The organism is Bowmanella dokdonensis, assembly GCF_017254865.1.
Lineage (GTDB): Bacteria > Pseudomonadota > Gammaproteobacteria > Enterobacterales > Alteromonadaceae > Bowmanella > Bowmanella dokdonensis.
The window spans coordinates 497,211-521,817 of sequence record NZ_JAFKCV010000001.1 but is presented as its reverse complement, the minus strand read 5'-3'; the positions used below and the strand labels follow the sequence as shown (position 1 = coordinate 521,817).

The 24,607-nt window shown below is 53.8% G+C and carries 32 protein-coding genes; 15 read left to right on the top strand and 17 right to left on the bottom strand.

Features of this window, described 5'->3' with window-relative positions; all coding sequences use genetic code 11:
• Position 1: 1 nt before the first annotated feature.
• The 4 genes from petA to zapE all read right to left on the bottom strand — a co-directional run bounded on the left by petA (position 2) and on the right by zapE (position 3,094).
• Positions 2 to 595: a ubiquinol-cytochrome c reductase iron-sulfur subunit gene (gene petA, locus J0A66_RS02425; RefSeq protein WP_206572168.1), complete on the bottom strand. Its 594-nt coding sequence runs from the start codon at positions 593 to 595 to the stop codon at positions 2 to 4.
• Between the two features lie 279 nt (positions 596 to 874).
• A complete protein-coding gene (gene rpsI, locus J0A66_RS02420) occupies positions 875 to 1,267 on the bottom strand; it encodes a 30S ribosomal protein S9 (protein WP_206572167.1) in 393 nt (130 codons plus the stop codon).
• Positions 1,268 to 1,280: 13 nt separating this feature from the next.
• The gene (rplM, locus tag J0A66_RS02415) at positions 1,281 to 1,709 is read right to left on the bottom strand and encodes a 50S ribosomal protein L13 (protein ID WP_088330007.1); all 429 of its coding nucleotides are present in this window, start codon (positions 1,707 to 1,709) and stop codon (positions 1,281 to 1,283) included.
• A 290-nt stretch (positions 1,710 to 1,999) separates the two neighbouring features.
• The gene (zapE, locus tag J0A66_RS02410; protein WP_277603514.1) at positions 2,000 to 3,094 is read right to left on the bottom strand and encodes a cell division protein ZapE; all 1,095 of its coding nucleotides are present in this window, start codon (positions 3,092 to 3,094) and stop codon (positions 2,000 to 2,002) included.
• A 169-nt stretch (positions 3,095 to 3,263) separates the two neighbouring features.
• On the opposite strand from zapE, the gene J0A66_RS02405 reads away from it, so the two are divergent.
• From J0A66_RS02405 to J0A66_RS02395, 3 genes are all read left to right on the top strand, one after another.
• Positions 3,264 to 3,701, top strand: coding sequence for a ZapG family protein (locus J0A66_RS02405; RefSeq protein ID WP_206572166.1), 438 nt, complete (start codon positions 3,264 to 3,266; stop codon positions 3,699 to 3,701).
• A 100-nt stretch (positions 3,702 to 3,801) separates the two neighbouring features.
• The gene (locus tag J0A66_RS02400; RefSeq protein ID WP_206572165.1) at positions 3,802 to 5,172 is read left to right on the top strand and encodes a Do family serine endopeptidase; all 1,371 of its coding nucleotides are present in this window, start codon (positions 3,802 to 3,804) and stop codon (positions 5,170 to 5,172) included.
• A gap of 157 nt (positions 5,173 to 5,329) precedes the next feature.
• Entirely contained in the window at positions 5,330 to 6,415 is a 1,086-nt protein-coding gene (locus tag J0A66_RS02395) for a trypsin-like peptidase domain-containing protein (RefSeq protein ID WP_206572164.1), read from the top strand.
• 46 nt (positions 6,416 to 6,461) lie between these two features.
• On the opposite strand, the gene murA is transcribed toward J0A66_RS02395, so the two are convergent.
• From murA to mlaF, 7 genes are read right to left on the bottom strand one after another with little or no spacing between them, the layout of a single operon-like run.
• Positions 6,462 to 7,718, bottom strand: coding sequence for a UDP-N-acetylglucosamine 1-carboxyvinyltransferase (murA, locus tag J0A66_RS02390; RefSeq protein ID WP_206572163.1), 1,257 nt, complete (start codon positions 7,716 to 7,718; stop codon positions 6,462 to 6,464).
• Between the two features lie 3 nt (positions 7,719 to 7,721).
• The gene (locus J0A66_RS02385; RefSeq protein ID WP_206572162.1) at positions 7,722 to 7,979 is read right to left on the bottom strand and encodes a BolA family protein; all 258 of its coding nucleotides are present in this window, start codon (positions 7,977 to 7,979) and stop codon (positions 7,722 to 7,724) included.
• Between the two features lie 31 nt (positions 7,980 to 8,010).
• The gene (locus tag J0A66_RS02380; RefSeq protein ID WP_206572161.1) at positions 8,011 to 8,304 is read right to left on the bottom strand and encodes an STAS domain-containing protein; all 294 of its coding nucleotides are present in this window, start codon (positions 8,302 to 8,304) and stop codon (positions 8,011 to 8,013) included.
• Positions 8,301 to 8,954: an MlaC/ttg2D family ABC transporter substrate-binding protein gene (locus J0A66_RS02375; protein WP_206572160.1), complete on the bottom strand. Its 654-nt coding sequence runs from the start codon at positions 8,952 to 8,954 to the stop codon at positions 8,301 to 8,303. The genes J0A66_RS02380 and J0A66_RS02375 overlap by 4 nt, the downstream gene beginning before the upstream one ends.
• A 40-nt stretch (positions 8,955 to 8,994) precedes the next feature.
• Positions 8,995 to 9,462, bottom strand: a complete 468-nt coding sequence (mlaD, locus tag J0A66_RS02370) for an outer membrane lipid asymmetry maintenance protein MlaD (RefSeq protein WP_206572159.1) — start codon at positions 9,460 to 9,462, stop codon at positions 8,995 to 8,997.
• Positions 9,463 to 9,471: 9 nt separating this feature from the next.
• Positions 9,472 to 10,251: a lipid asymmetry maintenance ABC transporter permease subunit MlaE gene (gene mlaE / locus J0A66_RS02365; protein ID WP_206572158.1), complete on the bottom strand. Its 780-nt coding sequence runs from the start codon at positions 10,249 to 10,251 to the stop codon at positions 9,472 to 9,474.
• Positions 10,251 to 11,048 carry a phospholipid ABC transporter ATP-binding protein MlaF gene (gene mlaF / locus J0A66_RS02360; protein WP_206572157.1) on the bottom strand — a complete coding sequence of 266 codons (798 nt, stop codon included), beginning with the start codon at positions 11,046 to 11,048 and terminating at the stop codon, positions 10,251 to 10,253. The genes mlaE and mlaF overlap by 1 nt, the downstream gene beginning before the upstream one ends.
• A 382-nt stretch (positions 11,049 to 11,430) precedes the next feature.
• Between mlaF and J0A66_RS02355 the strand changes: the two genes are divergently transcribed.
• The 10 genes from J0A66_RS02355 to J0A66_RS02310 all read left to right on the top strand — a co-directional run bounded on the left by J0A66_RS02355 (position 11,431) and on the right by J0A66_RS02310 (position 18,373).
• A complete protein-coding gene (locus tag J0A66_RS02355) occupies positions 11,431 to 12,396 on the top strand; it encodes a calcium/sodium antiporter (protein WP_206572156.1) in 966 nt (321 codons plus the stop codon).
• A gap of 20 nt (positions 12,397 to 12,416) precedes the next feature.
• Positions 12,417 to 12,971 carry a 3-deoxy-manno-octulosonate-8-phosphatase KdsC gene (gene kdsC / locus J0A66_RS02350; RefSeq protein ID WP_206572155.1) on the top strand — a complete coding sequence of 185 codons (555 nt, stop codon included), beginning with the start codon at positions 12,417 to 12,419 and terminating at the stop codon, positions 12,969 to 12,971.
• Positions 12,968 to 13,531 (top strand): LPS export ABC transporter periplasmic protein LptC, encoded by a 564-nt coding sequence (lptC, locus tag J0A66_RS02345; protein WP_206572154.1) that lies wholly within the window; start codon positions 12,968 to 12,970, stop codon positions 13,529 to 13,531. The genes kdsC and lptC overlap by 4 nt, the downstream gene beginning before the upstream one ends.
• Positions 13,515 to 14,051, top strand: a complete 537-nt coding sequence (gene lptA, locus J0A66_RS02340) for a lipopolysaccharide transport periplasmic protein LptA (RefSeq protein ID WP_241263949.1) — start codon at positions 13,515 to 13,517, stop codon at positions 14,049 to 14,051. The genes lptC and lptA overlap by 17 nt, the downstream gene beginning before the upstream one ends.
• Complete coding sequence (gene lptB / locus J0A66_RS02335; protein ID WP_206572152.1) at positions 14,051 to 14,776, top strand: LPS export ABC transporter ATP-binding protein; 726 nt, start codon at positions 14,051 to 14,053, stop codon at positions 14,774 to 14,776. The genes lptA and lptB overlap by 1 nt, the downstream gene beginning before the upstream one ends.
• A 90-nt stretch (positions 14,777 to 14,866) precedes the next feature.
• Positions 14,867 to 16,339 (top strand): RNA polymerase factor sigma-54, encoded by a 1,473-nt coding sequence (locus J0A66_RS02330; protein ID WP_206572151.1) that lies wholly within the window; start codon positions 14,867 to 14,869, stop codon positions 16,337 to 16,339.
• 26 nt (positions 16,340 to 16,365) lie between these two features.
• Complete coding sequence (gene hpf, locus J0A66_RS02325; protein WP_206572150.1) at positions 16,366 to 16,653, top strand: ribosome hibernation promoting factor; 288 nt, start codon at positions 16,366 to 16,368, stop codon at positions 16,651 to 16,653.
• A 162-nt stretch (positions 16,654 to 16,815) separates the two neighbouring features.
• Positions 16,816 to 17,259 (top strand): PTS IIA-like nitrogen regulatory protein PtsN, encoded by a 444-nt coding sequence (ptsN, locus tag J0A66_RS02320; RefSeq protein WP_206572149.1) that lies wholly within the window; start codon positions 16,816 to 16,818, stop codon positions 17,257 to 17,259.
• Positions 17,256 to 18,104: an RNase adapter RapZ gene (gene rapZ / locus J0A66_RS02315; protein WP_206572148.1), complete on the top strand. Its 849-nt coding sequence runs from the start codon at positions 17,256 to 17,258 to the stop codon at positions 18,102 to 18,104. The genes ptsN and rapZ overlap by 4 nt, the downstream gene beginning before the upstream one ends.
• Positions 18,101 to 18,373 carry an HPr family phosphocarrier protein gene (locus J0A66_RS02310; RefSeq protein WP_206572147.1) on the top strand — a complete coding sequence of 91 codons (273 nt, stop codon included), beginning with the start codon at positions 18,101 to 18,103 and terminating at the stop codon, positions 18,371 to 18,373. The genes rapZ and J0A66_RS02310 overlap by 4 nt, the downstream gene beginning before the upstream one ends.
• Before the next feature lie 551 nt (positions 18,374 to 18,924).
• On the opposite strand, the gene rluF is transcribed toward J0A66_RS02310, so the two are convergent.
• On the bottom strand, positions 18,925 to 19,662 hold the full coding sequence (gene rluF / locus J0A66_RS02305) for a 23S rRNA pseudouridine(2604) synthase RluF (RefSeq protein ID WP_241263948.1): 738 nt from the start codon (positions 19,660 to 19,662) through the stop codon (positions 18,925 to 18,927).
• A 202-nt stretch (positions 19,663 to 19,864) separates the two neighbouring features.
• Between rluF and J0A66_RS02300 the strand changes: the two genes are divergently transcribed.
• A complete protein-coding gene (locus J0A66_RS02300; RefSeq protein ID WP_206572145.1) occupies positions 19,865 to 20,632 on the top strand; it encodes a DNA/RNA non-specific endonuclease in 768 nt (255 codons plus the stop codon).
• A 14-nt stretch (positions 20,633 to 20,646) separates the two neighbouring features.
• Here J0A66_RS02300 and J0A66_RS02295 read toward each other — a convergent pair whose 3' ends face one another.
• The 5 genes from J0A66_RS02295 to J0A66_RS02275 form a co-directional block, all read right to left on the bottom strand.
• Entirely contained in the window at positions 20,647 to 20,955 is a 309-nt protein-coding gene (locus J0A66_RS02295; RefSeq protein ID WP_206572144.1) for a DUF1272 domain-containing protein, read from the bottom strand.
• Entirely contained in the window at positions 20,955 to 21,266 is a 312-nt protein-coding gene (locus tag J0A66_RS02290; RefSeq protein WP_206572143.1) for a cupin domain-containing protein, read from the bottom strand. Before J0A66_RS02290 ends, J0A66_RS02295 begins: the two co-directional genes overlap by 1 nt.
• Positions 21,267 to 21,278: 12 nt before the next feature.
• Positions 21,279 to 21,743, bottom strand: coding sequence for a GNAT family N-acetyltransferase (locus J0A66_RS02285; RefSeq protein ID WP_206572142.1), 465 nt, complete (start codon positions 21,741 to 21,743; stop codon positions 21,279 to 21,281).
• Between the two features lies 1 nt (position 21,744).
• Positions 21,745 to 22,656, bottom strand: coding sequence for an AEC family transporter (locus J0A66_RS02280; protein WP_206572141.1), 912 nt, complete (start codon positions 22,654 to 22,656; stop codon positions 21,745 to 21,747).
• Between the two features lie 183 nt (positions 22,657 to 22,839).
• Entirely contained in the window at positions 22,840 to 23,358 is a 519-nt protein-coding gene (locus J0A66_RS02275; RefSeq protein ID WP_206572140.1) for a PEP-CTERM sorting domain-containing protein, read from the bottom strand.
• Positions 23,359 to 23,715: 357 nt separating this feature from the next.
• On the opposite strand from J0A66_RS02275, the gene J0A66_RS02270 reads away from it, so the two are divergent.
• Positions 23,716 to 24,585, top strand: a complete 870-nt coding sequence (locus J0A66_RS02270; RefSeq protein ID WP_206572139.1) for a carboxylate/amino acid/amine transporter — start codon at positions 23,716 to 23,718, stop codon at positions 24,583 to 24,585.
• Positions 24,586 to 24,607 lie beyond the last annotated feature (22 nt).

Below are 24,607 nucleotides of genomic sequence, written 5' to 3'. Positions count from 1 at the left end.
GTTATGCCGCCCCTTCTGCTGAACCTATCAGTAAGGTATTGTCGTCAATGTAGTAATAGGGCGGAACCACCAGGTTAAGGGGTGCCGGCACCCCTTCAAACACCCGTCCGGCCATATCGAATTTGGAACCGTGGCAGGGACAGAAGAAACCCTCAGGCACCCCTTCAACCTGCTCTTCGAAAGCTCCGTCCTTCAGATGTTGGGGAGAACACCCCAGATGAGTACAAATACCCACCAGCACCAGATACTCTTCTTTGAGGGAGCGGTAACGGTTCTGGGCAAATTCGGGCTGCTGGGGTTCTTCGGAGTTGGGATCTTTCAACTGTTCTTCATGTCCGGCCAGCGCTTCCAGGGTCTCGGGGGTACGACGGACCACCCAAACCGGCTTACTACGCCATTCAACGCGTAACATCTGGCCTGGCTCCACTTTGCTGATATCTACTTCCACATCAGCTCCGGCAGCCTTGGCTTTGGCACTGGGGTTCCACGAAGCGATAAATGGCACAGCGACACCCACTACACCGACGCCGCCCACTACTGAAGTGGCGATCGTCAGGAAGCGGCGCCGACTGTTATCTACTGGCGCATTACTCATCCACTTTTCTCCAAAGGTTGGATTTAGTGCATTTCCTGCCCATCCGTCTTCTTTGCGTGCGAATGTAACAGAAAACTTTTGGGGGTTATGATTTTAGCGGGAAATGATAAAAGAAAACCCCTTCAAAACACAAGGAAATGATGGGTAAAACAATGCATTAGTTCTAAGGCCGGGGTGCCGCGTACTGCGGACGAAGGGGCAAAGGCCAGGCCAGCATGGGGCCCTGTACAGAAAAGAAAAACCCGGCCATGGCCGGGTTTTGTCGTAGTTGGCGTGTGATTAACGCTTGGAGAACTGAGGACGTCTGCGGGCTTTGTGCAAACCGACCTTTTTACGTTCAACTTCACGGGCATCACGCGTTACAAAGCCTGCTTTACGCAGTGCCGGACGCAATGCTTCATCGTACTCCATCAGCGCACGGGTGATACCGTGACGAATGGCGCCAGCCTGACCGCTGATACCACCACCGGAAACAGTGATGTAGAGGTCAAACTTGTCTGTCATCTCCAGCAATTCCAGAGGCTGACGTACAACCATGCGCGCCGTTTCACGACCGAAGAATTCCTCGATAGTACGCTGGTTGATGGTGATGTTACCACTGCCTGGACGAATGAATACGCGAGCAGTGGAGCTTTTGCGACGGCCAGTACCGTAATATTGATTATCTGCCATAACTCAATGCTCCTTAAATATCCAGAACCTGTGGCTGCTGAGCGGCATGTACATGCTCAGAACCAGCGTAGACCTTCATTTTGCGGAACATCGCACGGCCCAGAGGACCTTTTGGCAACATACCTTTAACCGCTCTTTCGATGATCAGCTCAGGCTTGTGGGCCTGCAGCTTTTCGAAAGTGGTTTCCTTCAGTCCACCTACGTAGCCCGAATAGGAGTAGTACATCTTGTCCTGGGTTTTGTTACCCGTTACACGTACTTTCTCAGCATTGATAACCACAATGTAGTCACCTGTGTCCACGTGTGGTGTGTACTCAGGCTTGTGCTTACCGCGCAGACGGCGGGCAATTTCAGTCGCCAGACGTCCAAGAGTCTTGTCTGTGGCGTCAACCACGAACCAGTCACGTTTTACCGTCTCTGGCTTTGCAACAAAAGTTTTCATTTTGACTTACCCAAAAATCAGTTAGTTACTTGCTCTGACCAGCAGGCAGGCTGCCAGTGAGCTTCTTAACCGGTGGATTTGCCCCTTCGAGCAAGCCGGTTGTCCCGCCTTCCCAAGGCGGCAGTTGTAACTGGGCAGGGCGCGCATTATACAGAAGGCTGAAGAAAAGGCGAGGATAAATTTTGGACAAAATACTGAGACAACCGTCATGCTGAGTTCGTCTCAGCATCTCTTTCGTTTGGAGGTCCTGAAATAAATTCAGGATGACGTCTGATTGCTTTACCAAACCATCAAGGCAAATGCTCCAGCGCAAGATAATCGTGAGACTGCATTTCCTTCAGCCTGCTCAGACAACGTTTGAACTCGAAATTCAGTCGTCCTTCCGTATAGAGCTGTTCCAAGGGCACAGCGGCAGAGATAATGAGTTTCACATTCCGTTCGTAGAACTCATCCACCATGGCAATAAAACGCCGGGCAATGTCATCACTCTGCTGCCCCATCTGCTCAACATTGGCCACCAGAACAGACTGGTAGCAACGGCTGATTTCCATGTAGTCGGTTTGGCTGCGGGGTCCGTCGCAAAGCGCCCGGAATTCCAGCATTACCACCCCGTCAGCTTCCCGCAGGGTCTGAATTTTTCTGCCTTCTATCTCGATGGTCTGGTTTTCGCACCCTTCTTCAGGCGCCAGTTGCCGGAAATAACGATACAGGTTGGCAGTAGCGGTCTCGTCCAGCGGGTAATGGTAGATCTCGGCCTGTTCAAGGGTGCGCAGCCGATAATCGGTGCCGCTGTCGACATTGACCACCTTAGTGTGCTTCTTGATCAGTTCAATGGCCGGCATAAAGCGGGCTCTTTGCAGTCCGTTACGATACAAGTCGTCCGGGACAATATTGGACGTTGCCACCAGCACAATACCATGGCTGAACAACTCCTGCATCAGGGTACCGAGGATCATGGCGTCGGTAATATCAGAGACGAAGAACTCGTCGAAACAGACGACCTTCGCTTCCCTGGCAAACCGCTTTGCCACGATTTTCAGTGGGTCCTGCTGCCCGGCGAGCGTCTTCAATTCCTGATGCACCCTGTGCATAAAGCGGTGAAAATGAATACGCATCTTCTGTTCGAACGGCAGGCATTCATAGAAGGTATCGACCAGGTAGGTTTTACCCCGACCCACACCACCCCAGAAATACAAACCTGTGATGGGCTCACTGGCGGATTTCCTGAACAGCCCTGTTATTTTTGCCTGCCAACCTTGTCTGACTGACTGATGAAGCAAAGCGTCATAGAGATCCTGCAAATGGGTGACCGCGTTCTCCTGCGCCTTATCATGGAGAAAATCCGGATCCCGCAAGTCCTGCTGGTATTTCTGCCAGGGCGTCATCGAAAGCAAAGTCAACCTCTCCTGTTTGCCTTCGCCGCCTTTTGCTGACGACGAAAGCGTTTGTCTGCTTGAATAAAAATAAACTGGCCGCATAGTTTGCGTAGCGGGTATTATTAAGTAAAGGCCTGATACGAGTTTCAGGCGTAATTTGATCGTATATGAGGGCTCTATGGACTGGATTATTGGATTGTTGTTATTGCTGTGCGGCGCTGTCATAGGCTTTTTTGTCGCCCGGTTCGGCTTAGGTCAGAAGAGTGATTCCACCTCCGGTATCAATATAGAACAGGATCTTAAGCGCATGCTGGCCGAGCAGGGCGCGATACATGTCGAAGAGTGCAGACAGATCCTGGCCGGCATAGAACAACAAAGTGCCTTATTAAAAACCCAGCTGGAGCACTATGAGTCCTTACTTGAACCACAACAGACTGACGAGGATGCGCCACAGTTGAGCTATTTTGGTGAACATACGGCGGCCTACCTGCGCAACCAGGCCAAGAAGACCAGCCCGGTAAAACAGACCACAGATTACCAGCCACGCGACTATGCCAACACCGGCACCGGTTTGTTTACCGGCCAGCGCGGCAAGGATGCAGCCTCCGGTGATTAGTCGTGAATTGTTGATCCTCTAAGCGATTGCATTGAACTTTATTCCCACCCCCCGAGTCTGTTGAGTACTTTTGTCCCTTGATTCAGAAACGGAGTAATCGATGAAAATTACCTTTGGACGTTTTTTAGTCATTAGTTTACTTGCCGTGACCGGGGCCGTTTCGACGGCCAATGCCGGCCTGCCCTTTTTCGGTAAAGACGAAGAAGTGCCCTCTCTGGCCCCTATGCTTGAGGAAGTGACCCCTGCGGTGGTCAGTATTTCTGTCGCCGGCACACAGGTTTCCCGCCAGCGGGTACCGGAGATGTTTCGCTTCTTCTTCGGCCCCAACATGCCAGACGAACAGGTACAGGAACGGCCCTTCCGGGGTCTGGGTTCAGGGGTGGTGATCGATGCCGAGCGGGGCTATGTGGTCACCAATAACCACGTGGTGGACCAGGCCGACAAGATTACAATCAAACTGGTGGATGGCCGCGAGCTGGAAGCCAAGAAAATCGGCTCGGACGAGCAAAGCGATATAGCCCTGTTACAGGTCGAACCGACCAATCTGACCGCGGTTAAGTTGGCCGATTCGGACAAGCTGCGAGTGGGTGATTATGTGGTGGCCATCGGTAACCCTTTTGGTCTGACCCAGACCGTCACCTCAGGCATCGTCAGTGCCATGGGACGCAGTGATCTGAACATTGTCGGCAACGGGGGCTATGAAGACTTTATCCAGACCGATGCAGCCATCAACAGGGGTAACTCAGGCGGAGCCCTGGTCAATCTCAAGGGTGAGCTGGTAGGCATCAATACCGCAATCTACGGCCCCAACGGTGGCAACGTCGGTATAGGTTTTGCCATTCCCGCCAATATGATGAAAAACCTGACCAACCAGTTGATAGAGTTTGGCGAAATCCGTCGCGGTTTGCTGGGCATCCTGGGCGGAGACCTGGACTCAGAGCTGGCCAGAGCCATGGGACTGGATGTCAACCAGGGTGCATTTGTCCGGGAAGTCAATGCCGGCTCAGCGGCAGAGAAAGGTGGCATCCAGCCGGGTGATATCATTGTATCCATCGACGGTAAGGACATTCACAGCTTTACCGAATTGCGTGCCAAAGTAGGTACTCTGGGAGCCGGTACAGAGGTTTCCCTCGGTCTGATTCGCGAAGGCAGTCGTAAAACCGTGAAAGTCACCCTGGACGACTATGTTGCAGAGACGGTCACCGCCAGTCAGATGAACCCCTACCTGGAAGGCGCCAACTTCTCTGATGGCAAAACCCAGGACGGCATGCCCGGCGTACTGGTGTCAGAAGTGCAGCCCCGCTCACCTGCAGCCAGACTGGGCCTGCAGGATGGCGATGTGATCGTGGGCATCAACCGTCAGCGTATCAGCAATGTCGCCGAGTTACGGAGTTACCTGAGCGAGAATGAAGGCGTCATTGCGCTGAATGTTAAGCGGGGTCAGAGCTCACTCTATCTGGTGATCCGCTGAGCCGGCTGATCGCCCTCCCCTCTAAGCCCGTGCGCCTTCTGCGTACGGGCTTTTCTCTCCCCGGCAGTATTGTTACCCTGTTTTTATCCTGAGCTGTCATATCCACTGTTAGGATGCTATTCTCTGAGCAATTTTCCCGGAACCCAAGTCGTCACCAGTGAACACAAGAAGTTGGCTATTTTTCCTTGTTAAATCAGTAATATTAGGGGTGGTGGTGGCATCCGTCCTGTTGGTTCTGATCCCCGATTTGCGCAATAACCAGCCATTGTCCCTGAGCTGGTTTAACCAGACTCCCAGACTCTCCGCCCCGATGAGCTTTAGTGCGGCCATCAATCGCGCTGCGCCGGCAGTGGTGAACATCTACAGCACCAGTTATGACACCCGTCCCCTGCTTTATCGTCGCCAGCCTGTGGAACGGACCAGCCTGGGTTCAGGGGTAATCATGACACGCAGTGGACATATTCTTACTTGCTATCACGTTATCCAGAATGCCGAGCGCATCAGTGTGATCCTGCAAGACGGTCGGGTCATGGAGGCGCAACTGGTGGGCCAGGATCCTTACACGGATCTTGCTGTGTTGAAAGTCAGCGACGAAAACCTGCCCGTGATGCCCCAGAGCGAGGATCCTGACACCCGGGTGGGCGATCTGGTGTTGGCCATCGGCAATCCGTACAACCTTGGCCAAACCATCACACAGGGTATCGTCAGTGCCACTGGCCGGGCAGGCCTCAGCAATTATGTCAGCAGTGCCAACTATGCGGATTTTATCCAGATGGACGCGGTATTGAATGAGGGGAATTCAGGTGGCGCACTGGTGGACAGCAACGGCACCCTGATCGGTATCAACAATGCCAATTTCAAGACCCTGGACAGCCAGCGGCGGATCAAGGACGTAGCCGGAATCTTTTTTGCTGTGCCTTATGCTCTGGCCAAACGGGTCATGGACGACATTATTGCCCATGGCAGGGTGATTCGCGGCTATCTGGGGATCAGCGGCAACGAAATAATCGACCAGCCCGGTATTCTGGTGACCGGGGTTGATCCCCTGGGGCCCGCCGCTCAAGCCGGCATCAGGGTCAATGATGTGATCCTTAAAATCGAAGGCAAACCCATAGAAAGCGCCTTCAAAACACTGGATCTGGTAGCCGAAACCCAACCCGGAGAGGAACTGAGCTTTGAATTGGTCAGAGACAATCAGAAGTTGCAGGTGGCGGTGCGAATCACCGAATTGGCCAGTAGCTGATTAAAACTAAGGAGTGAGAGAAATGGCTCCCTCACTCCCTGCTTAACTATTTAATCCTTTCGATCTTGGCACCCAGGCCCCTTAACTTGACTTCAATCTTTTCGTAGCCACGATCCAGATGATAGATGCGATCCACTATGGTATCGCCCTTTGCCACCAGGCCGGCTATCACCAGACTGGCGGAAGCACGGAGATCGGTGGCCATCACCTGTGCGCCTTTCAGTTGGTTATCACCACGGCAAACCGCACTGTTGGCTTCCAGATCGATTCTGGCGCCCATGCGCTGAAGTTCTGGCACGTGCATAAAACGATTTTCGAAAATGGTTTCTGTTACGACCCCCGTTCCCTGTGCCACTGAGTTCAGCGCCACAAACTGAGCCTGCATATCGGTAGGAAAGCCGGGATGGGGTGCTGTCTTGATGTTGACACTCCTGGGCTTTTTGCCCTGCATGTCCAGTTCAATCCAGTCCTCGCCGCACTCCACCCTGGCGCCTGCTTCGCGCAATTTGCTCAATACCGCATCCAGGGTCTCGGGAGCGGCTTTTTCACAGCGAATCCGACCGCCTGTTGCAGCAGCGGCAACCAGGAAGGTCCCCGTTTCAATACGGTCAGGTAATACGCTGTGATCACAGCCTTTAAGGGCGGTAACGCCGCTGATCTGGATCCTGTCGGTTCCTGCCCCTGAAACTTTGGCACCCATACCGTTGAGGCAAAGGGCCAAATCGACGATTTCCGGTTCGCGGGCGGCATTTTCCAGTATGGTGGTGCCGTCCGCCAATACAGCCGCCATCATCAGGTTTTCGGTCGCCCCGACACTGACCATATCCATAAAGATATTGGCCCCCTTGAGGCGCCCTTCTACTTTGGCAGTGATGTAGCCCCCGTCCACCTCAATATGGGCACCCATCTGCTCCAGGCCCGCAAGATGCAGGTTGACCGGACGCGCTCCAATGGCACAACCTCCGGGCAGAGACACCTGGGCACGGCCGAATTTCGCCAGCAGGGGGCCCAGCACCAGAATGGAAGCACGCATGGTCTTAACCAGTTCATAAGGAGCAATGAGGTTGGTAATTTCGCTGGTGTTAATAGTGACCTTGTCGCCGTCTGTCTCAGTACGGGCACCCAGTTGTTCGAGCAGGGACAAGGTGGTGCGGACATCCCTCAGGGCCGGTACATTGTAAAATCGGCTGGTCTCGTCTGTCAGCAGGCTGGCCATCAACAAGGGCAGGGCGGCGTTCTTCGCCCCGGATATGGTCACCGATCCATTCAGAGGACCATTTCCCTGTATCTTCAACTTATCCATGAGTTACTCCGGCAGAATGAATTTTCGTTCACGCTGCCATTCAGTCGGCGTAAAAGCCTTGATGGTCAGAGCATGAATAGTGCCATCGGCAATCTGGGCCGATAAGGGACCGTAGATAAGTTGCTGTTTTTTGACCCGGCTGGCATTGGCGAAGACCTCACCCACCGCAATGACCTGGTAGTGGGACCCCTCTCCCTTGACGTAAAGTTCACTGAGGTCCAGGGCGTCTCTTAGTATTGTTTCGATTTCTTCTACTTGCATAGTCCCATCTGGCCGGCTTAAATCTGGCTGACTATTGTAGCGGCAAAAGCTCGTCCACGTCGCTGATTTTTGCCAATTTACGTATGGTTTCCGGTACGCTGATCAGCTTCAGATCCACCTTTTCACGCCTGGCCTTTGTTGCCAGCTTGACGAGCCACGCCAGACCGGTCATGTCAGAGTTGTCTGTTTGCTGCAAATCCAGTTGCAGGCTTTTCTGTTGCCAGAGCTGAGCTTCCTCTTTCTCCAGATAAGGGACATTGTCCCGGGTCAGATCTCCGGCAAGAGTGAACTTGCCGTTCTCTCCGCTGAGCGTCAGCCGGCTCACGCTGTTTCCTTGTCATTTTTTTCCAGGCTGATGGGCTGTTGATTCTTCTCCTTCAACAGCTTAATCACCGCTTCTATACCTTCCTGACGGATAATGGCTTCCAGTTCACTCTGCTTGCTTGACAGCATGCTGATGCCCTCTGCCACCATGTCGTAGGCTTTCCATTGCTCGGTATTGCTGCTCTTGCGTACCTTGAATGCCAGCTTGATATCCGGACGCCCGGGCTCCTTGACCAGGGCGCGGACCGTGACGGCACGGTCATCTTCATATTCACGCCCCGGTTCGAACACGACTTCCTGATTATCATACTGGGCCATGGCCAGCGCATAGGTGGTAATCAGATACTCACGAAAAACCTGAATAAACTCCGGAATTTTGTCCCTTGGCACGGACTTGAAGTGCTTACCCAGTACTTTCAGGGCGGCAAATTTGTAGTCCACATAAGGCAGCAATTCTTCCTGTACTATGGTACGCAGCAGTTCAGGGTTTTTATTTATCTGCTCACGCTGCTCTTTAATCCGGTTGAATGTTTTGGTCGCTACATCGGACAGCAACTCATAAGGATCTTCCGTCTGCTCAATTGCGCCTGCCTGGGCCGACAGCGCCAGCATCATGGCCGCCAGCCATGCAAATACTCTGTTCACTTTCATATATTCCGTCTCCAATCTCTGATTCGTTTGCGGTCCGGGCTTAATCATTGTTCCTGCTGAACAGGAACTGGCCAATCAGGTCTTCCAGCACCAGTGCGGACTTGGTATCTTCAATAAACTGACCGGGTTTGAGGATATCGTTCTCATCCAGCAAAAATCCGGGTTGCAGCCCTACATATTGCTCGCCCAGCAGACCGGATGTCAGGATCGACACTGAACTGGTGGTGGGAAACTGATCATACTCCTCAGAGATAACCAGGGTCACCACAGGGGTGAAATCATCTTCATCCAGTTTGATGCTGCCAACCCGGCCAACCACCACACCGCCAACCTTCACCGGCGAGCGTTCTTTTAGCCCACCCACATTGTCAAATTTGGCCTTGAGTTCATAGGTCTCGCCATTGCCGCTGAAGCCCTTGTCGGCCACCTTCAATGCCAGCATCAACAGCGCCGCCACCGCTAAGGCGACGAACAATCCGACCAGAATCTCAATTTTCCTTGAATTCATTACCTATCCTCAATGGGTACCAAACATCAATGCAGTTAAAACAAAATCCAGACCCAGTACCGCCAGCGATGAGTAAACCACTGTCTGGGTCGTAGCCTGGCCTATGCCCTCCGACGTGGGCACGGCGTCATAGCCCTTGAACACGGCAATCCATGTCACCACAAACGCAAACACCACACTCTTGATGACACCGTTCATTACATCATCATTAAAATCGACAGCGGCCTGCATGACGGACCAGTAACTGCCGGAATCCACACCCAGCCAGTCCACTCCGACCGCATGGCCGCCAAGAATACCCACAGTGCTGAAAATCAGCGCCAGCAGGGGCATGGAGATAATACCTGCCCAGAGTCTCGGTGCGATGACCCGACGCAACGGATCCACTGCCATCATCTCCAGACTGCTGAGCTGTTCAGTGGCCTTCATCAGGCCGATTTCCGCCGTCAGAGCTGAGCCAGCCCGACCGGCAAACAGCAGAGCTGTCACCACCGGGCCAAGCTCCCGAAGCAAAGACAGGGCGACCATGGGACCCAGGCTCTGCTCAGCGCCGTAATCCACCAACACCGTGTAGGCCTGCAAAGCCAGAACCATGCCGATAAAAGCACCTGAAACGATGATGATAAGAAGCGACTGCACCCCCACCACGTAGATCTGCCGGATGGTCAGGGGAAAATTCTTCAACGGTTGGGGCCGGGCCACCAAGGAGCCAAACAACAGATAGGCTGCCCTGCCCAGTCCAGCGGCCATTCCCATGGTGGAGCGGCCAATACCTGCAAACCATTCCATCAGTTTGCCTCCAGTAACTGTTCTTGCATGCTTCTGCTCGGGTAGTGAAAACGGACAGGTCCATCCGCCTTGCCCTGTAAAAACTGCTGGACCAGTTCTGACTCATGCTCCTTGATCTGCTCAGGGGTCCCTTCCCCCACCACGCGCTTGTCTGCCAGAACATACACATAGTCGGCGATAGACAACACCTCACCCACATCATGACTCACCACTATGCTGGTCAGATTCAGGGCATCATTAAGCTCTTTAATCAGCTTCACCACCACCCCCATGGAGATGGGATCCTGACCGGCAAAAGGTTCGTCATACATGATAAGTTCCGGATCCAGGGCAATGGCCCTGGCCAGCGCTGCCCGCCGCGCCATCCCGCCGGACAGTTCGCTGGGCATCATTTGTGCGGCCCCGCGCAGGCCAACCGCCTGCAATTTCATCAACACCAGAATACGGATCAACTCTTCAGAGAGAGTCGTGTGCTCACGAATGGGAAATGCCACATTGTCAAACACGGTCATTTCGGTAAACAGCGCACCGCTTTGAAACAACATGCTCATTTCCCGGCGCACTTCGAACAGACGCTTACGTGTCATACCGGGAATGGACTCCCCTTTGAACCTGATATCCCCTTCGTCCGGCCTGAGCTGGCCACCGATAAGCCGCAGTAAAGTCGTTTTGCCGATACCACTGGGCCCCATAATGGCCGTGGTCTTGCCTTTGGGAATGCGCAGGGAAATATCCTCATATATCTTCCGCTCGCCGCGGGAGAACGTCATATTGTGGATACTGACCAGATCTTCCATTCAACCATCCATTTGTTAATGCGCATTTTGCCACTCGAATCCCGAAGGCGGGGAAATTGGGGCTGTAGCGGATTTTTCAAGCCAAAGCCCGGATGACGCCTATTATCTGATGAATCGCCCCGGAGTAACAAAGTAAAAAAGTAATAAGTTGTGTTCTAAATGTTCGACAATTGTTCGCTTGACAGGATTTTGTCTTGCCCGACACAAGACCCAATGAGTGGGATAACGCTTTCCTGCAGGACACCGCAGGCAAATAGTAAACGACTGTGTTTACTTTTTCAATCGTTCAGACGGTCATCTTGTCTCCGGATACGTAGGCAAACGCCACGGTTTTTGCGACAATCCGGGCAAACCAATCCAACTGTCGTCCGATGGTACCCTTTTGCTGACAGAGATTTTCATTTTCATCGCCGGGTTGGCGATACTGAGTTGGAGCGCTGACAGATTCATTCTGGGTGCCTCGGCGCTGGCCCGCAATCTGGGTATCGCTCCTTTAGTCATAGGAATGACCATTGTCGCCATGGGTTCCTCTGCCCCTGAGATCATGGTGGCTTTCAACGCATCGTTAGCCGGCAGCGCCGATACGGCTATCGGGAATGCTATCGGCTCCAATATCGCTAACATTGGACTGGTGCTGGGGCTCACGGCTCTGCTTCGCCCCCTGGTGGTGTCCTCAGTTACGCTGAAGCGGGAAATGCCGGTGGTAATGCTGGTGTCTTTGCTTGCCGCCTGGTTGCTGGCCGACCTCAGCTTAAGCCGGTATGAAGGGGGGGCGCTGTTGGTACTGTTCTTTTTCAGTATTGGCGCCCTGGTGTGGTTATCACTGCGCATGGACGCAAAGGATCCGCTGGTCAGGGAAATGACCGGAGAAATTCCACAGGGGCTGCCTACCCCGTCGGCTGTGTTCTGGCTGTTACTGGGCCTGGTGTTGTTGCCTTTAAGCGCTCACTTCATGGTGGAATCGGCAACCTCTCTGGCCCGATACTTTGGTGTCAGTGATCTGGTCATCGGACTGACCATTATCGCGGTGGGAACCAGTCTGCCCGAACTGGCCGCCTGTATTGCCGGGGTAATGAAAGGGGAGGACGACCTGGCACTGGGCAATATTCTGGGCTCGAACATATTCAACATCCTGGCCGTGCTTTCCATGCCAGGATTGCTGGCCCCCGGTGCAATAGACCCCCAGGCGACTTACCGTGACATGCCTGTCATGCTGGCGATGACCTTACTGCTCATTCTGTTCAGTTTTGCTATCCGCGGCAGACAACGGCTGGAAAGATGGCAGGGGGGATTGCTGCTTACCAGTTTTATTGCCTATCAGACAACTTTGTTCCAACATCAGGTCTGACGGTATCAGGTGTAGATAAAATGAACTCAATACAGACCCTATACGGGCAGTTGACCCCGGCCTTGTTTCAGATGTTCAAGCAGATAAGACTGCTGGTTTGTGATGTGGACGGTATATTCTCCGACGGCCGCATTTATCTGGGCAATGGGGGAGAGGAATACAAAGCCTTTCATACCCGCGACGGCTACGGTGTCAAAGCCCTGTTGAAGAATCATATCCAGGTGGCTGTTATTACAGGCCGAAAGTCCCGCATCGTCGAGGATCGCATGCGCGCACTGGGCCTGACCCATATCGTGCAGGGGACCGAACACAAGCGCGACGCAATGCAGTGCCTGATGGACGAACTGAATCTGGCCAGCCACCAGGTCGCAGCCATGGGTGATGATATGCCTGATAAGGGCATGTTTGAATTGGCAGCCCTGAAGATTTGTGTCCCGGACGGCCATCCTTATATGCAGCAGAAGGCTGACTATATCACCCAGTGTCCTGGAGGCTTCGGCGCCGTCAGGGAGGTGTGTGACCAGATATTGCATGCCCATCATCTACTGGAGGCCGTGCACGGCAGCAGCGTATGAACAGGATCCGTATCAGCATAGCTATCCTGTTCCTGTTGATTCTGGCCACCAACTATCAATGGTGGACAACCCCTGAAGCTCCTCTGCCGGAAAAACAGGGAGAAGAAGTCTGGCAACCTAATTACCAGGCTACCAACATGCAAACCAGTCTGTACAATGAACAGGGCATTCTCTCCCACCGTATCCGCGCCAGCAGCATGGAACATTACGACATGCTGGGCTTCACCCTGTTCCAGCAGCCACAGTATCGTATTTTCGTGCGTGAAGACGAGCCACCCTGGGATGTGACAGCGGCAGAGGGGACTTTGTATGAAGACAACCGCATACAATTGGAAACCAATGTTCAGATCAAGAGTCTGAATGCCGAAGGTCTGGTACAGACCATTGAAACCAGTTTTATCGAGATCGACCTGAACAACAAGACCATGACCTCGGACCAGCCCGTGACTATCCTGGGCAATAACTACGTCATCCGCGGCAATGGATTTTCGGTGGATCTGACCACTAAGCAATTCACCTTACTGGACCATGTTGAGACACTCTATGGCAAGAATATTTAATCCGGCGACGTTATTGGCGGGACTGCTGCTGAGCACCAGTGCAGTAGCCATCAACAAGGACTTCGAGCAGCCCATCAAGATCGCTTCCAAATACCAGTCTGCCGATGGCATCAACAAATTGTCTATCTTCCGGGAAAACGTGCGTATCAGTCAGGGAAGCATGAGTATTAATGCCGATGAATTGCAGGTGGATGCCGGCCAGGGGGAAGGCAGGGAAGTGTTTATCGCCATGGGCCAGCCGGCCAGTTACGAACAAACCATGGAAGACGGCAGTCGCATTCGCGCCGAAGCCAATCATATAGAGTACCGGGTCAATGAGCGCACCCTGACCCTGAGCGGGGACGCCCAGTTGCAACAGAACAACAGCAAGGTCAGTGGCGAGTCCATCCTGTTTAACATGGAAAAGGAACAGTTGATCGCCCAGGGATCAGACGACGGGGAGGGCCGGGTGGTCACCATCTTCCAGCCAGAGCCAAAGAAAGGCCCCAGCGAAGACAAGAAGCAGGAGAAAAAACCCTGATGCCGACCCTGAAAGCCATCCATCTGGCCAAGTCATACAAGCACCGCCAGGTAGTACGGGATGTGAGCCTGGAGGTGTCCACCGGTCAGATAGTCGGATTGCTTGGTCCAAACGGGGCCGGCAAGACCACTTCTTTTTATATGATTGTCGGTCTGGTACCCATGGACAAGGGGCAAATCTTCATCGATGAGGACGAGCTCAGCCTCGAACCCATGCATGTGCGAGCCAGACGTGGCATAGGTTACCTGCCGCAGGAATCGTCCATCTTCCGTAAACTGACGGTCTATCAGAACCTGATGGCCATTCTGGAGACCCGTAAGGATCTGACTCAGGATCAGCGAGAACAGGAAGCGGACGCCCTGCTGGACGAATTTAATATCAATCATATCCGCTCAAGCCTGGGTATGAGCCTGTCCGGGGGTGAACGCCGCCGGGTGGAAATCGCCAGAGCCCTGTCCGCCAACCCCAGGTTTATCCTGCTGGATGAACCCTTTGCCGGCGTGGACCCCATCAGTGTCAGCGACATCAAAAAGATCATTCACCACCTCAAAGACAGGGGCATCGGGGTGCTGATTACCGACCACAATGTACGGGAAACCCTGGATGTCTGCGAAAAGGCTTATATCGTCAGCCACGGGGAACTCATCGCCCAGGGTACAGCCGAACAGGTGTTGAACGACAAGCAAGTCAGAGATGTATACCTGGGGGAGCAATTCAAGCTATAGTTAGGTCATAGTCAAAAGGAGCACTTGTACTCTGGGATGAGCGCCCATAGAACAAAGCAATGAAGGCCATTGGAACTTAATAAGAAGTAGATGAAGCCCGCTTTACAGTTAAAATTCAGTCAACAACTCACCATGACGCCCCAGTTGCAGCAGGCCATCAGGCTATTGCAACTGTCGACGCTGGATCTGCAACAGGAAATTCAGGAAGCGCTGGAGTCCAATCCCCTGCTCGAAGCGGAAGATGGGCAGGACAATAGCCCTGATGACCAGGATCAACAGCAAAATAGCGACAGCGAGAGTGCCGCCAGTCAGGACAGTGACAGCCTGGAAACCAGCGATGCGCTGGAAAAACAGGAACTGCCTGAGGACCTGCCCATGGACACCACCTGGGACGAGTATTACAGCGCCTCATCCGGCACGGGCAGCGCCCCCGTCAGCGCCGACGATGACAGTCTCTACCAGGGCGAAACCTCAGACAGTATTCAGGATCATTTGCTTTGGCAGATGCGCCTGACTCACTTCAGCGAAACCGATGTCGCCATTGCCGTGGCCATTATCGACTCAATTGACGACGCAGGTTATCTGACCATCAGTACCGAAGAAGTGCTGCAAAGCCTGGACATTGAGAACGAGGAAGTGGAACTGGATGAAGTGGAATGCGTACTCAAGCGTATTCAGATGTTCGATCCGGTGGGCGTCGGCTCCCGTTCAGTGCAGGAATGCCTGCTTGTGCAATTACGCCAGTTTGCGCCCGACACGCCCTGGCTGGAAGAAGCCAAGTCGCTGATTCTGGAGTACAGCGACCTGCTTGCCAGCAAGGACTACCGCACCCTGATGCGCAAAGCCAGGCTCAAGGAGGACGAGCTCAGAGAGGTTCTGCGGCTGCTGCAGACCCTTAATCCCAGACCCGGCAGTGCCATTGTCACGGACGATGCCGAATACGTGATTCCTGATGTGTCTGTGGCGAAGAAAAATGGCCGCTGGATGGTTGAACTCAATCCGGACAGCCTGCCCAAACTCAGTATCAACCAGCAGTATGCGGCCATGAGCCGAAACGCCAGAAATGCCAGCGACAGTCAGTTTATCCGCTCGCACATGCAGGAAGCCAAGTGGTTTATCAAGAGCCTGGAAAGCCGTAACGAGACCCTGCTCAAAGTGGCCAACTGCATCGTCCAGCAGCAACAGGGCTTTTTCGAGTACGGCCCGGAGGCCATGAAACCCATGGTGCTCAATGACGTGGCCGAGATGGTCGACATGCACGAGTCCACTATCTCCCGGGTAACCACGCAGAAATATATGCACACTCCCCGTGGGATTTTCGAGCTTAAGTACTTCTTCTCCAGCCATGTGGCGACCGAGAGCGGTGGTGAATGCTCCTCCACCGCGATTCGCGCCCTGATCAAGAAGCTGGTGGCGGCAGAGAAGCCCGCCAAACCCCTGAGCGACAGCAAGATTGCGCAGTTGTTGGCCGAGCAAGGCATCATGGTTGCCCGGCGGACAATAGCCAAATACCGGGAATCCTTGTCGATTCCACCGTCCAACCAACGCAAGAGTCTGCTTTAAGACTCACCAACAAAAGGAAGAGGCATATGCAAATCAACCTTACTGGTCATCACGTTGAAATTACCGACTCTCTTCGCGATTACGTAGATTCAAAGTTCACCAAGTTGGAGCGACACTTCGACCACATTACCAATGTCCACGTTATTCTGAATGTGGAAAAACTGAACCAGAAAGCCGAAGCGACCCTGCACCTGAGCGGCGCAGAAGTTTTTGCCACTTCCGAGCATACGGATATGTACGCGGCTATCGACAGCCTGATTGACAAGCTGGACCGACAAGTCATCAAGCACAAGGAAAAAATGAAACGCCACTAGCTCCCGGGCCCGTCGGGCCCTGAGGCTAGGGGGACAGTTCGCGCCGGTTTCCCATCGGGCTGAACCCGGGAAGCGGCAATCTGAAACCTCGCTTTGCTGAAGCGAATCCAGAACCAGGCTCTGCCTGATTCTGGATTTTTAACAAAAAAGACAGCAATTTACATGGAAATCAAAGATATCCTTAGCCCCGATTGCACAGTCTGTGCCGTGCCGGGTACCAGCAAGAAACGCATACTCGAGACCATCAGTGAAATCGCCAGCCGTTATCTCAGCGAAATCAGCCTGGATGCCATTCTCACCAGCCTTTTAAGCCGCGAAAAAATGGGTAGCACGGGTATCGGCTCCGGTATTGCCATTCCCCATGGTCGCCTCGCCGGTCTGGACAGAGTGGTCGCGGTGCTGATTACCAGTGGCGATGCGGTGGCCTACGATGCCATCGACAACCAGCCGGTGGATATCTTCTTTGCCATCCTGGTGCCTGAGGATCAGGCCCAGGGCCATTTGCAGACCCTGGCCACCATTGCCGCCAAGCTGAACGACAAGGACACGGTGAGGAAGCTTCGCCACGCCCAATCGGATCAGGAACTGTACGAGGCCATCGCTTGAAACTCATTATTATCAGCGGCCGTTCTGGTTCGGGAAAATCCATCGTACTCAGGGCCCTGGAGGATTTGGGTTACTACTGTGTGGATAATATCCCGGTTAACCTGCTGCCGACCCTGACCCATACGGTAGTGGACGAATATGATCAGGTGGCGGTGAGTATAGACGTACGTAACCTGCCCAAGGACCCGGACGAGCTGGTGGAAATCCTCGATTACCTTCCCTCCACCTGGCAGCTGACCATCGTCTACCTGGATGCCAGTGACGATGTGTTGATTAAACGCTTCAGCGAAACCCGCCGCCTGCACCCTTTGTCCAAGCATAACAAGTCCCTGTCCGATGCAATCCAGTCGGAGTCTGTGCTACTCGGACCCATCGTCGAGCGGGCGGACCTTTATATCGATACCGGTGAGTTGTCCATCCACCAGTTGGCCGAGCTGGTGCGGGAGCGTATCCTGGGTAAGAAGAGTTCCCGCCTGGTGCTGGTGTTCGAATCCTTTGGCTTTAAGCACGGCATCCCCAAGGACGCCGATTATGTGTTCGATTCCCGTTTTTTGCCCAACCCCCACTGGGAGCCTGAGCTGAAGAACCTGACCGGGCTGGATCCCCAGGTGGAGGCCTTTCTGGGCTCCCAGGCCATCGTCACCAAGTTTATCTGGCAGATCCAGAATCTGATTTCCACCTGGCTGCCCCATCTGGAGCGTAACAACCGCAGTTATGTGACCATTGCCATCGGCTGCACAGGCGGCCATCACCGCAGCGTTTACGTGGCCGAGAGCCTGGCCCGGACTTTCAGGGCAGTGCATCCGGATGTGCAGATCCGCCACCGGGAGCTGCAGAAGAAATGAGGCTGGAAAAGACCCTGCTGATCCAGAACAAACTGGGCCTGCACGCCAGAGCAGCCACTCAGTTGGCACAACTGGCCAATCAGTTTGATGCCAAGGTGACCCTGATCCAAGGCGAAAAATCCGCCCTGGCCACCAGCGTGCTGGGCCTGATGATGCTGGAAAGCAGTATGGGCAAGGAAGTACTGGTGGTCAGCGAAGGCCAGGATGCCGAAGCCGCCTTGGCGGCGGTAGAGCAATTGATTCAGAAGAAGTTTAACGAAGCGGAATAGGGTCAGAGACCGGATTAGGGAGTAACCATAGAGACACGAAGAGCACTGAGATTTGACTACTTGTCAGTTTGTGCCTCTCTCTGTTTCACTCGGCGACGCTTTAGTGCCAGAGAGGCACCTGACTAATCTATAACAGGTCTCTTCGGATTGACCTTTGTAGACAGGTTATGAATACTTCCCTGTATGCTCCGCTTCGAAATCCCTTTCTCAGAGGGTCAGCAAACGCCAATCCAACGATGCCTATATACCTATTCCTAGGATCTTAAGCTGCCAGCATTGCAGGCAGACCACCAGCTAAAACGCTGGCTGCTGAAAGCCCCCTCTTCACCTAAAGTCAGGAGAGAGAAATGGAAGCCGGCTGTCTTGGGATCAATAGGGTCAGAAGGGTCAGGGTCATTGAAAAAACCACAGGGGTTTATTTTCGCGCAAAGAACGCCAAGCCGCTAAGGCAATTAGTTGAACTGGCTTTCTTAGCGTCCCTGCGTCCTCTGTGCGAGTATAATAGAAGACAGATCCAAGCCCCAGCCGCGTCAGCCATCAGGAACTAATCACTAAGCCGTTTTCTTCGAATGCTTCACCGACTGGTTAATCTGCTCCATTTCCTCATCGGTAAGATTGCGCCATTTGCCCACCGCCAAATTACCAAGCTTGACGTTCATAATGCGCAGGCGCTTAAGCTTCACCACCTCGTAGCCGAGAAATTCACACATACGGCGGATTTGCCGGTTTAACCCCTGTGTCAGCACTATCTTGAACACAAACTTGCTCTGCAAAGTAACCTTGCAGGGTTGGGTACGGGTACCCAGGATCGGTACCCCCTGGGCCATCTGACGCACAAAGCGCTCACTGATGGGCTGATTGACGGTGACGATGTATTCTTTCTCGTGCTCATTACCGGCGCGCAGGATCTTATTGACGATATCCCCATCTGTGGTCAGAAAAATCAGCCCTTCGGAGTCCTTATCCAGTCGGCCAATGGGAAAGATGCGTTCGGGATGGCCGATGGCATCGACAATATTGCCTCTGACCTGGCGCTCGGTGGTGCAGATCACCCCTACTGGCTTGTTATAAGCAATATAGGTGCGATCCGACTTGTCTTTGGCACTGTGGCCGATGGGCTTGCCATCCACAGCCACCTTGTCGCCGGGCATCACTTTGGTACCCAGCTCAGGCACTTTGCCATTGATGCTGACCCTTTTCTGTTCGATGAGCTTGTCCGCCTCACGGCGGGAGCAGAACCCTGAATCACTGATAAATTTATTAAGCCGGATCGCGTTATCTTCAGCCAAAATCTGTCCTCCCATTGGCGCCGGGGGAGTGTAGTGCAAGGTAGCCGGAATAAAAAGCCTGCTCCACAGGTATGCCCCGACACACCCTGGCATTCATCGGCATGATTGTCACCAAAGCCGTTACCCGGCACAATATTGCTAAGATCCTGCCCTGGCCCGCTCCATGGGCTTTTCCATCTGAAGTACGGATAAGCGTTGTTCCATGAAGTTGCCCATTAAGCTGTTTGCACTGTTCGGTCTGTTTGCCAGCTCGTCTCTGCTGGCAGAGCACTGCCTCTACCAGTGTCCTGCAGGTAAAGCGGGCCAGGTCCTGCAGCGCAGTATCTATACTCTGCATAATAACCCACAAACCAAACTTGCCGATTGGGTGGCCTATAAAGTCACGGCTTCCACCATCGATGGTCCCAGCCGCCGGCGATACTGGAAAGCCGATCCTGACCTTGCCCCTGAGCACACTCTGGAAACCGGTGACTATAAAGATGCGCATGCGGTATTGGGAACCGACCGGGGTCATCAGGTGCCGCTGGCCAGTTTCAGCAATACGCCAGACTGGGCGCAGACCAATTATCTTTCCAATATCACCCCGCAGTCATCCGCTCTTAATCAGGGACCCTGGGTCAGGCTGGAATCGGCGGTCAGGGATCTCGCCCGCACCGGTCAGGACGTTTATGTGGTCAGCGGCCCCTTATACGAAAGCTTTTTTGGCGAGCTACCCGGCGCCGATGAGGAGCACAGTGTCCCCAGCGGCTACTTTAAAGTCGTGATGACAAACCCTGTGCAGGGACTGCAAGCGTCAGCGTTTGTCCTGCACCAAAATGCCAGCCGCCAGGACAGCTTCTGCTATGCACAAGTCACAGTGGATGAAGTGGAAACCCGCAGCGGCCTGAACCTGTTGCCCACTTTGCCTCCCGAACTGGAGGCAGCTGTTGAAGGACAACTGGGCAGTCTTAGCCGGTTATTGGGCTGTTAGTTTACCAATCGCTCTTATCTTTGCTGTGGCGGAATACGTTTAAGGCTTTGGGCAAATTCCTGCATTTCCGCTTTACTGTAGCGGCTTAGCACCCTTGTTTCTGAGGCAGGCTGATGGCCAAGACTCACGCCGGGCCGGTACGCCTTGGTTGGCCGGATGGGCCGTGGACAAAAGCCGCCCCCGCAGTTGGGGCAGACGTTTGCCAATATCTTGTCCACACAGGAGCGACAGTAGGTACATTCATAGCTGCAAATCATCGCCTCTGTGCCATCAGGCGGCAGATCCCTGTCACAGCCTTCACAATTGGGACGAAGGGCCAGCATCAGATACTGCCCATATACTCAATCACCAGAATCCTGGCTTCGCCAAGGGGAATGGCCCTGTGCTCCAGTCCCGATGAAGCATGGAAAATATCGCCCGGCCTGAGCACAGTGGAGGTCTCCTGTCCTTGTTGACGGGTCTGCATCTCCACGTCCCCGTCCAGCACCACAAACACCTCTTCCCCTTCATTCACATGCCACTGATAGGCTTTGTCAGTCCAGTGCAAACGGGTAGTAATGCCGTTCATACTGGCAATATCCAGCGCTCCCCATGCCCTATGGGCGGTAAACTCCTGACTGCGAATCACCTGCATGACCTCTCCCCTTTAACTGACTGTTAATTCGAACAGCGGCAAAACACGCCCCTTGATACTGGCCGATTCACGCTGGCCTATCTGCCGGGCGCCTGCGGCCAGATAAAAAGCATCGGCATTCGGGTCGCCCTGGATAACCAGCCGGGTGACACCGGTCTGGCGCATCAGTTCTTTCACTGCGTCCATCAGTCGCCGACCAATGCCCTTGCCAATCCAGTCCGGCTCCACAAACAGCGCCTCCAGCTCCCAGTTCTGGGACAGCCGCCCATCAAGCAACGCATAGCCAAGTAACTCAGAATCGAGCTCGGCGACCAGGCAATGCCAGTGTGAATCGGACAACTGGGCAGAGCTTACCCGCAATTCTTCCTCGCAGGCGGCCAGAAAATCTGCGGAATAGGACCAATACCCCTTCGAGCGGAGCGCCAGCTTACTTAATTCCTCTGCCTCTTCAGGCCGGGCGGATCTAATCTTGATCATCTCAGGCAAGCCTCTCAAGCAACCATACCCACAGGGGCAGGGTCACAAAGCTCAGCACCAGTCCCAGGCCAATCAGAGTGGCTACCATTCTCGGTGCCAGAGCTGCACCTATGGCCAGGGCCCCTGCCGAGACCATAGGAGGCATACCCGCCTGCAACACACTGACCTGCATCAGCAGCGGCTCGGGGCTAAAGCCCGCCAACAAGAGCAGGGCCAGGGCGGGCATCAGCAGCAACTTGACCGACAGGGCAAAGACCAGCGGCCGGCTTTCGCCCTTTTCCAGGCGCAGGCGAAACTGAAACCCTACGGCGACCATGATCACGGGCACCAGTGTCACCGCCAGGCTGTCGATAAACAGCTGCAAAAATGCCGGGTAAGGCCAGCCTTTGACGGCCAGTCCCAGCAGCATGGCGATAAAGGAGGGAAACGCCAGCACTTTGAAGGTGATCTGTCCGACGGTGGGACGCCTGGCATGGGGATTGTACCAGGTGGCCAGGATAGTGGAATAAGTTGCCAGGGCGATAAAGGAGCCAATCTGGTCGTAGATGATGGCATAAGGAAGCGCCCGCTCACCGTAAAACGCCTCAATCAGGGGATAGCCAAGAAAAGAGGTATTACCCAGTGGCAACACCACCAGCAACGCCGCCACCAGGTTTCTGTCCCATTGCCAGATTCTGCCGGCCAGTAACACCAGCCCCATCACGATCAACAACAATACCCAGGGCAGCACTGCAGGCAGCCAAAGCTGGGAGGAGAATTCCAGTAAGGGCATTTTCTGCAGGATCAACGCCGGCAGCGCCACATACAGCACATACTGATTCAACACCTGACCCGTTTCGGCCGGAAACTGAGGCAGTCTGCGCAGTTGGGTGCCAATCAGGATATAGATCAGCACCAGGATAAAGTTTTCCATGAGGATTTAGGTTATCAGTTGGGTTCATCCAACGCTGGACTGTATCCGGTCTTATCTCAGATCGCTAATAGACAATGGTAGATGAGCTCAGGCAGTGAGCCTGCGGATCAGTTTCAGGCTATCAGCCAGGCATGAAAAAGCCCGTAAGAACGGGCTTTGCAGAGATCTTCAGAAACGATAAGGCTACTTCTGGCGGCGACGGGCAGCGATGCCCAGCAAGCCCAAAGCAAATAACGTCAGGGCGGCCGGCTCACTGACCTGAGCGCTGACCAGGTTGGTGCTTCTCACCAGCAGCAACTCATTAACGCCACCAGTGGGAACGTTAGAAATATATCCGCCGGTCAGGTCACCGAAGTCACAATGGTTATAAGTGTTGTCAAAATAGCTGGAAGCACATTTATTCTGGAATGCATATACATCGGGGAGACCGGCAAACTCCAAATCGGTGGCAAACCGCCACACACCCACGGCCAGTTGCGTGTTCAGAGCATCGTCATAAAGGCCACCGGCATACTGCCAGTCTGTAACCAACTGACTGCACCCGCCATCACAGGGGGAGGCCCAAATCCAGTCCAGATCGCCCTGACTTACGATCAGATCTTCCAGAGGATCGGTGATGATTGTGGCATTGGCTTGTTGGGAAAAACCAAGGAAGGAACACAGCAGCGTGGTCACTGCCAGCAAACTTCTTAACTTAGACATACTTCACTACTCCAAACAGGGGATTATTGTCGCACACCTGGTTATGGCAATTATCGGGCCAGAACAAAAATAAACTCTATCCTATTGTTTTATATAACTTTCACTTGAATTTAACAGAGAGAGCAGGCGGAGTATGTAAAAATAGCTGACAATCAAGTTCTTGTTATTAGCGGGTACAAATGTCGACAAAGTGTCATGTCAATCCAGATGACGATGGTTCACTCTCTGCCGGGTGGCCAACCGGCCCGGATCCAGAACCATCCTGCCAAGGATTAAGTAGCGAGCCCATCTGTTACTGGAGGGGGGCAAAAGAGTAAGATGCTCGCCCGGCGCTAACCAATAAACGAGGTAGTAACTTTGGCATTTCTTCTGGCAGTCACCCTGTTATGGGCTTTTTCCTTCAGCCTGATTGGCGTCTACCTGGCCGGACAGGTGGATCCCTGGTTTTCGGTGCTGACCCGGGTCCTGCTGGCGATGCTGGTGTTTCTGCCGTTTCTCAAAGTGGTGGGTCTTGGCCGGGCCCTGATTCTCAAACTGATGCTGATCGGCGCTATCCAGCTCGGTGTGATGTACGGCTTTTATTACCATGCTTTTTTATATCTCAGCGTGCCCGAAGTGCTGCTGTTTACCGTGATGACACCTTTGTATGTGACTCTGGTAAACGACCTTATGGACAGGCACCTTCGCTTCAACTTCCTGTTATCCGCCGCCATCGCCACCGCAGGGGCAGCTGCCATTCGTTATGACGGTATCACAGGTGATTTTATCGCCGGCTTTTTCATCGTTCAGGGCGCCAACCTGTGCTTTGCCACCGGCCAGGTACTGTATAAACGCACGGCCTCGTCGCTGGCCCTGCCCCAGCACCAGGTGTTCGGCTGGTTCTTTGTCGGTGCTGCCCTGGTGGCTTGCGTCAGCTTTGCCCTGTTCGGGGACGGCGGCAAACTGCCCGCTACGGCGGAGCAATGGGGGATTCTGATTTATCTGGGTCTGATAGCCTCGGGGCTGGGGTATTTCGGCTGGAACAAGGGTGCCACTCAGGTGGATGTGGGTACCCTGGCAATCATGAATAACCTGCTGATCCCGGCCGGGATCCTGGTGAACCTGCTGATCTGGAACCGTGATGCCGACCTGCTGCGCCTGAGTATTGGCGGCGGCATTATCCTGCTGGCATTACCGGTAAACCGTTGGCTGCTTAAAGACAGACACCCCACTTCCCCGCCCGGCTAGCAAAACGGTCATGCTCTGCATG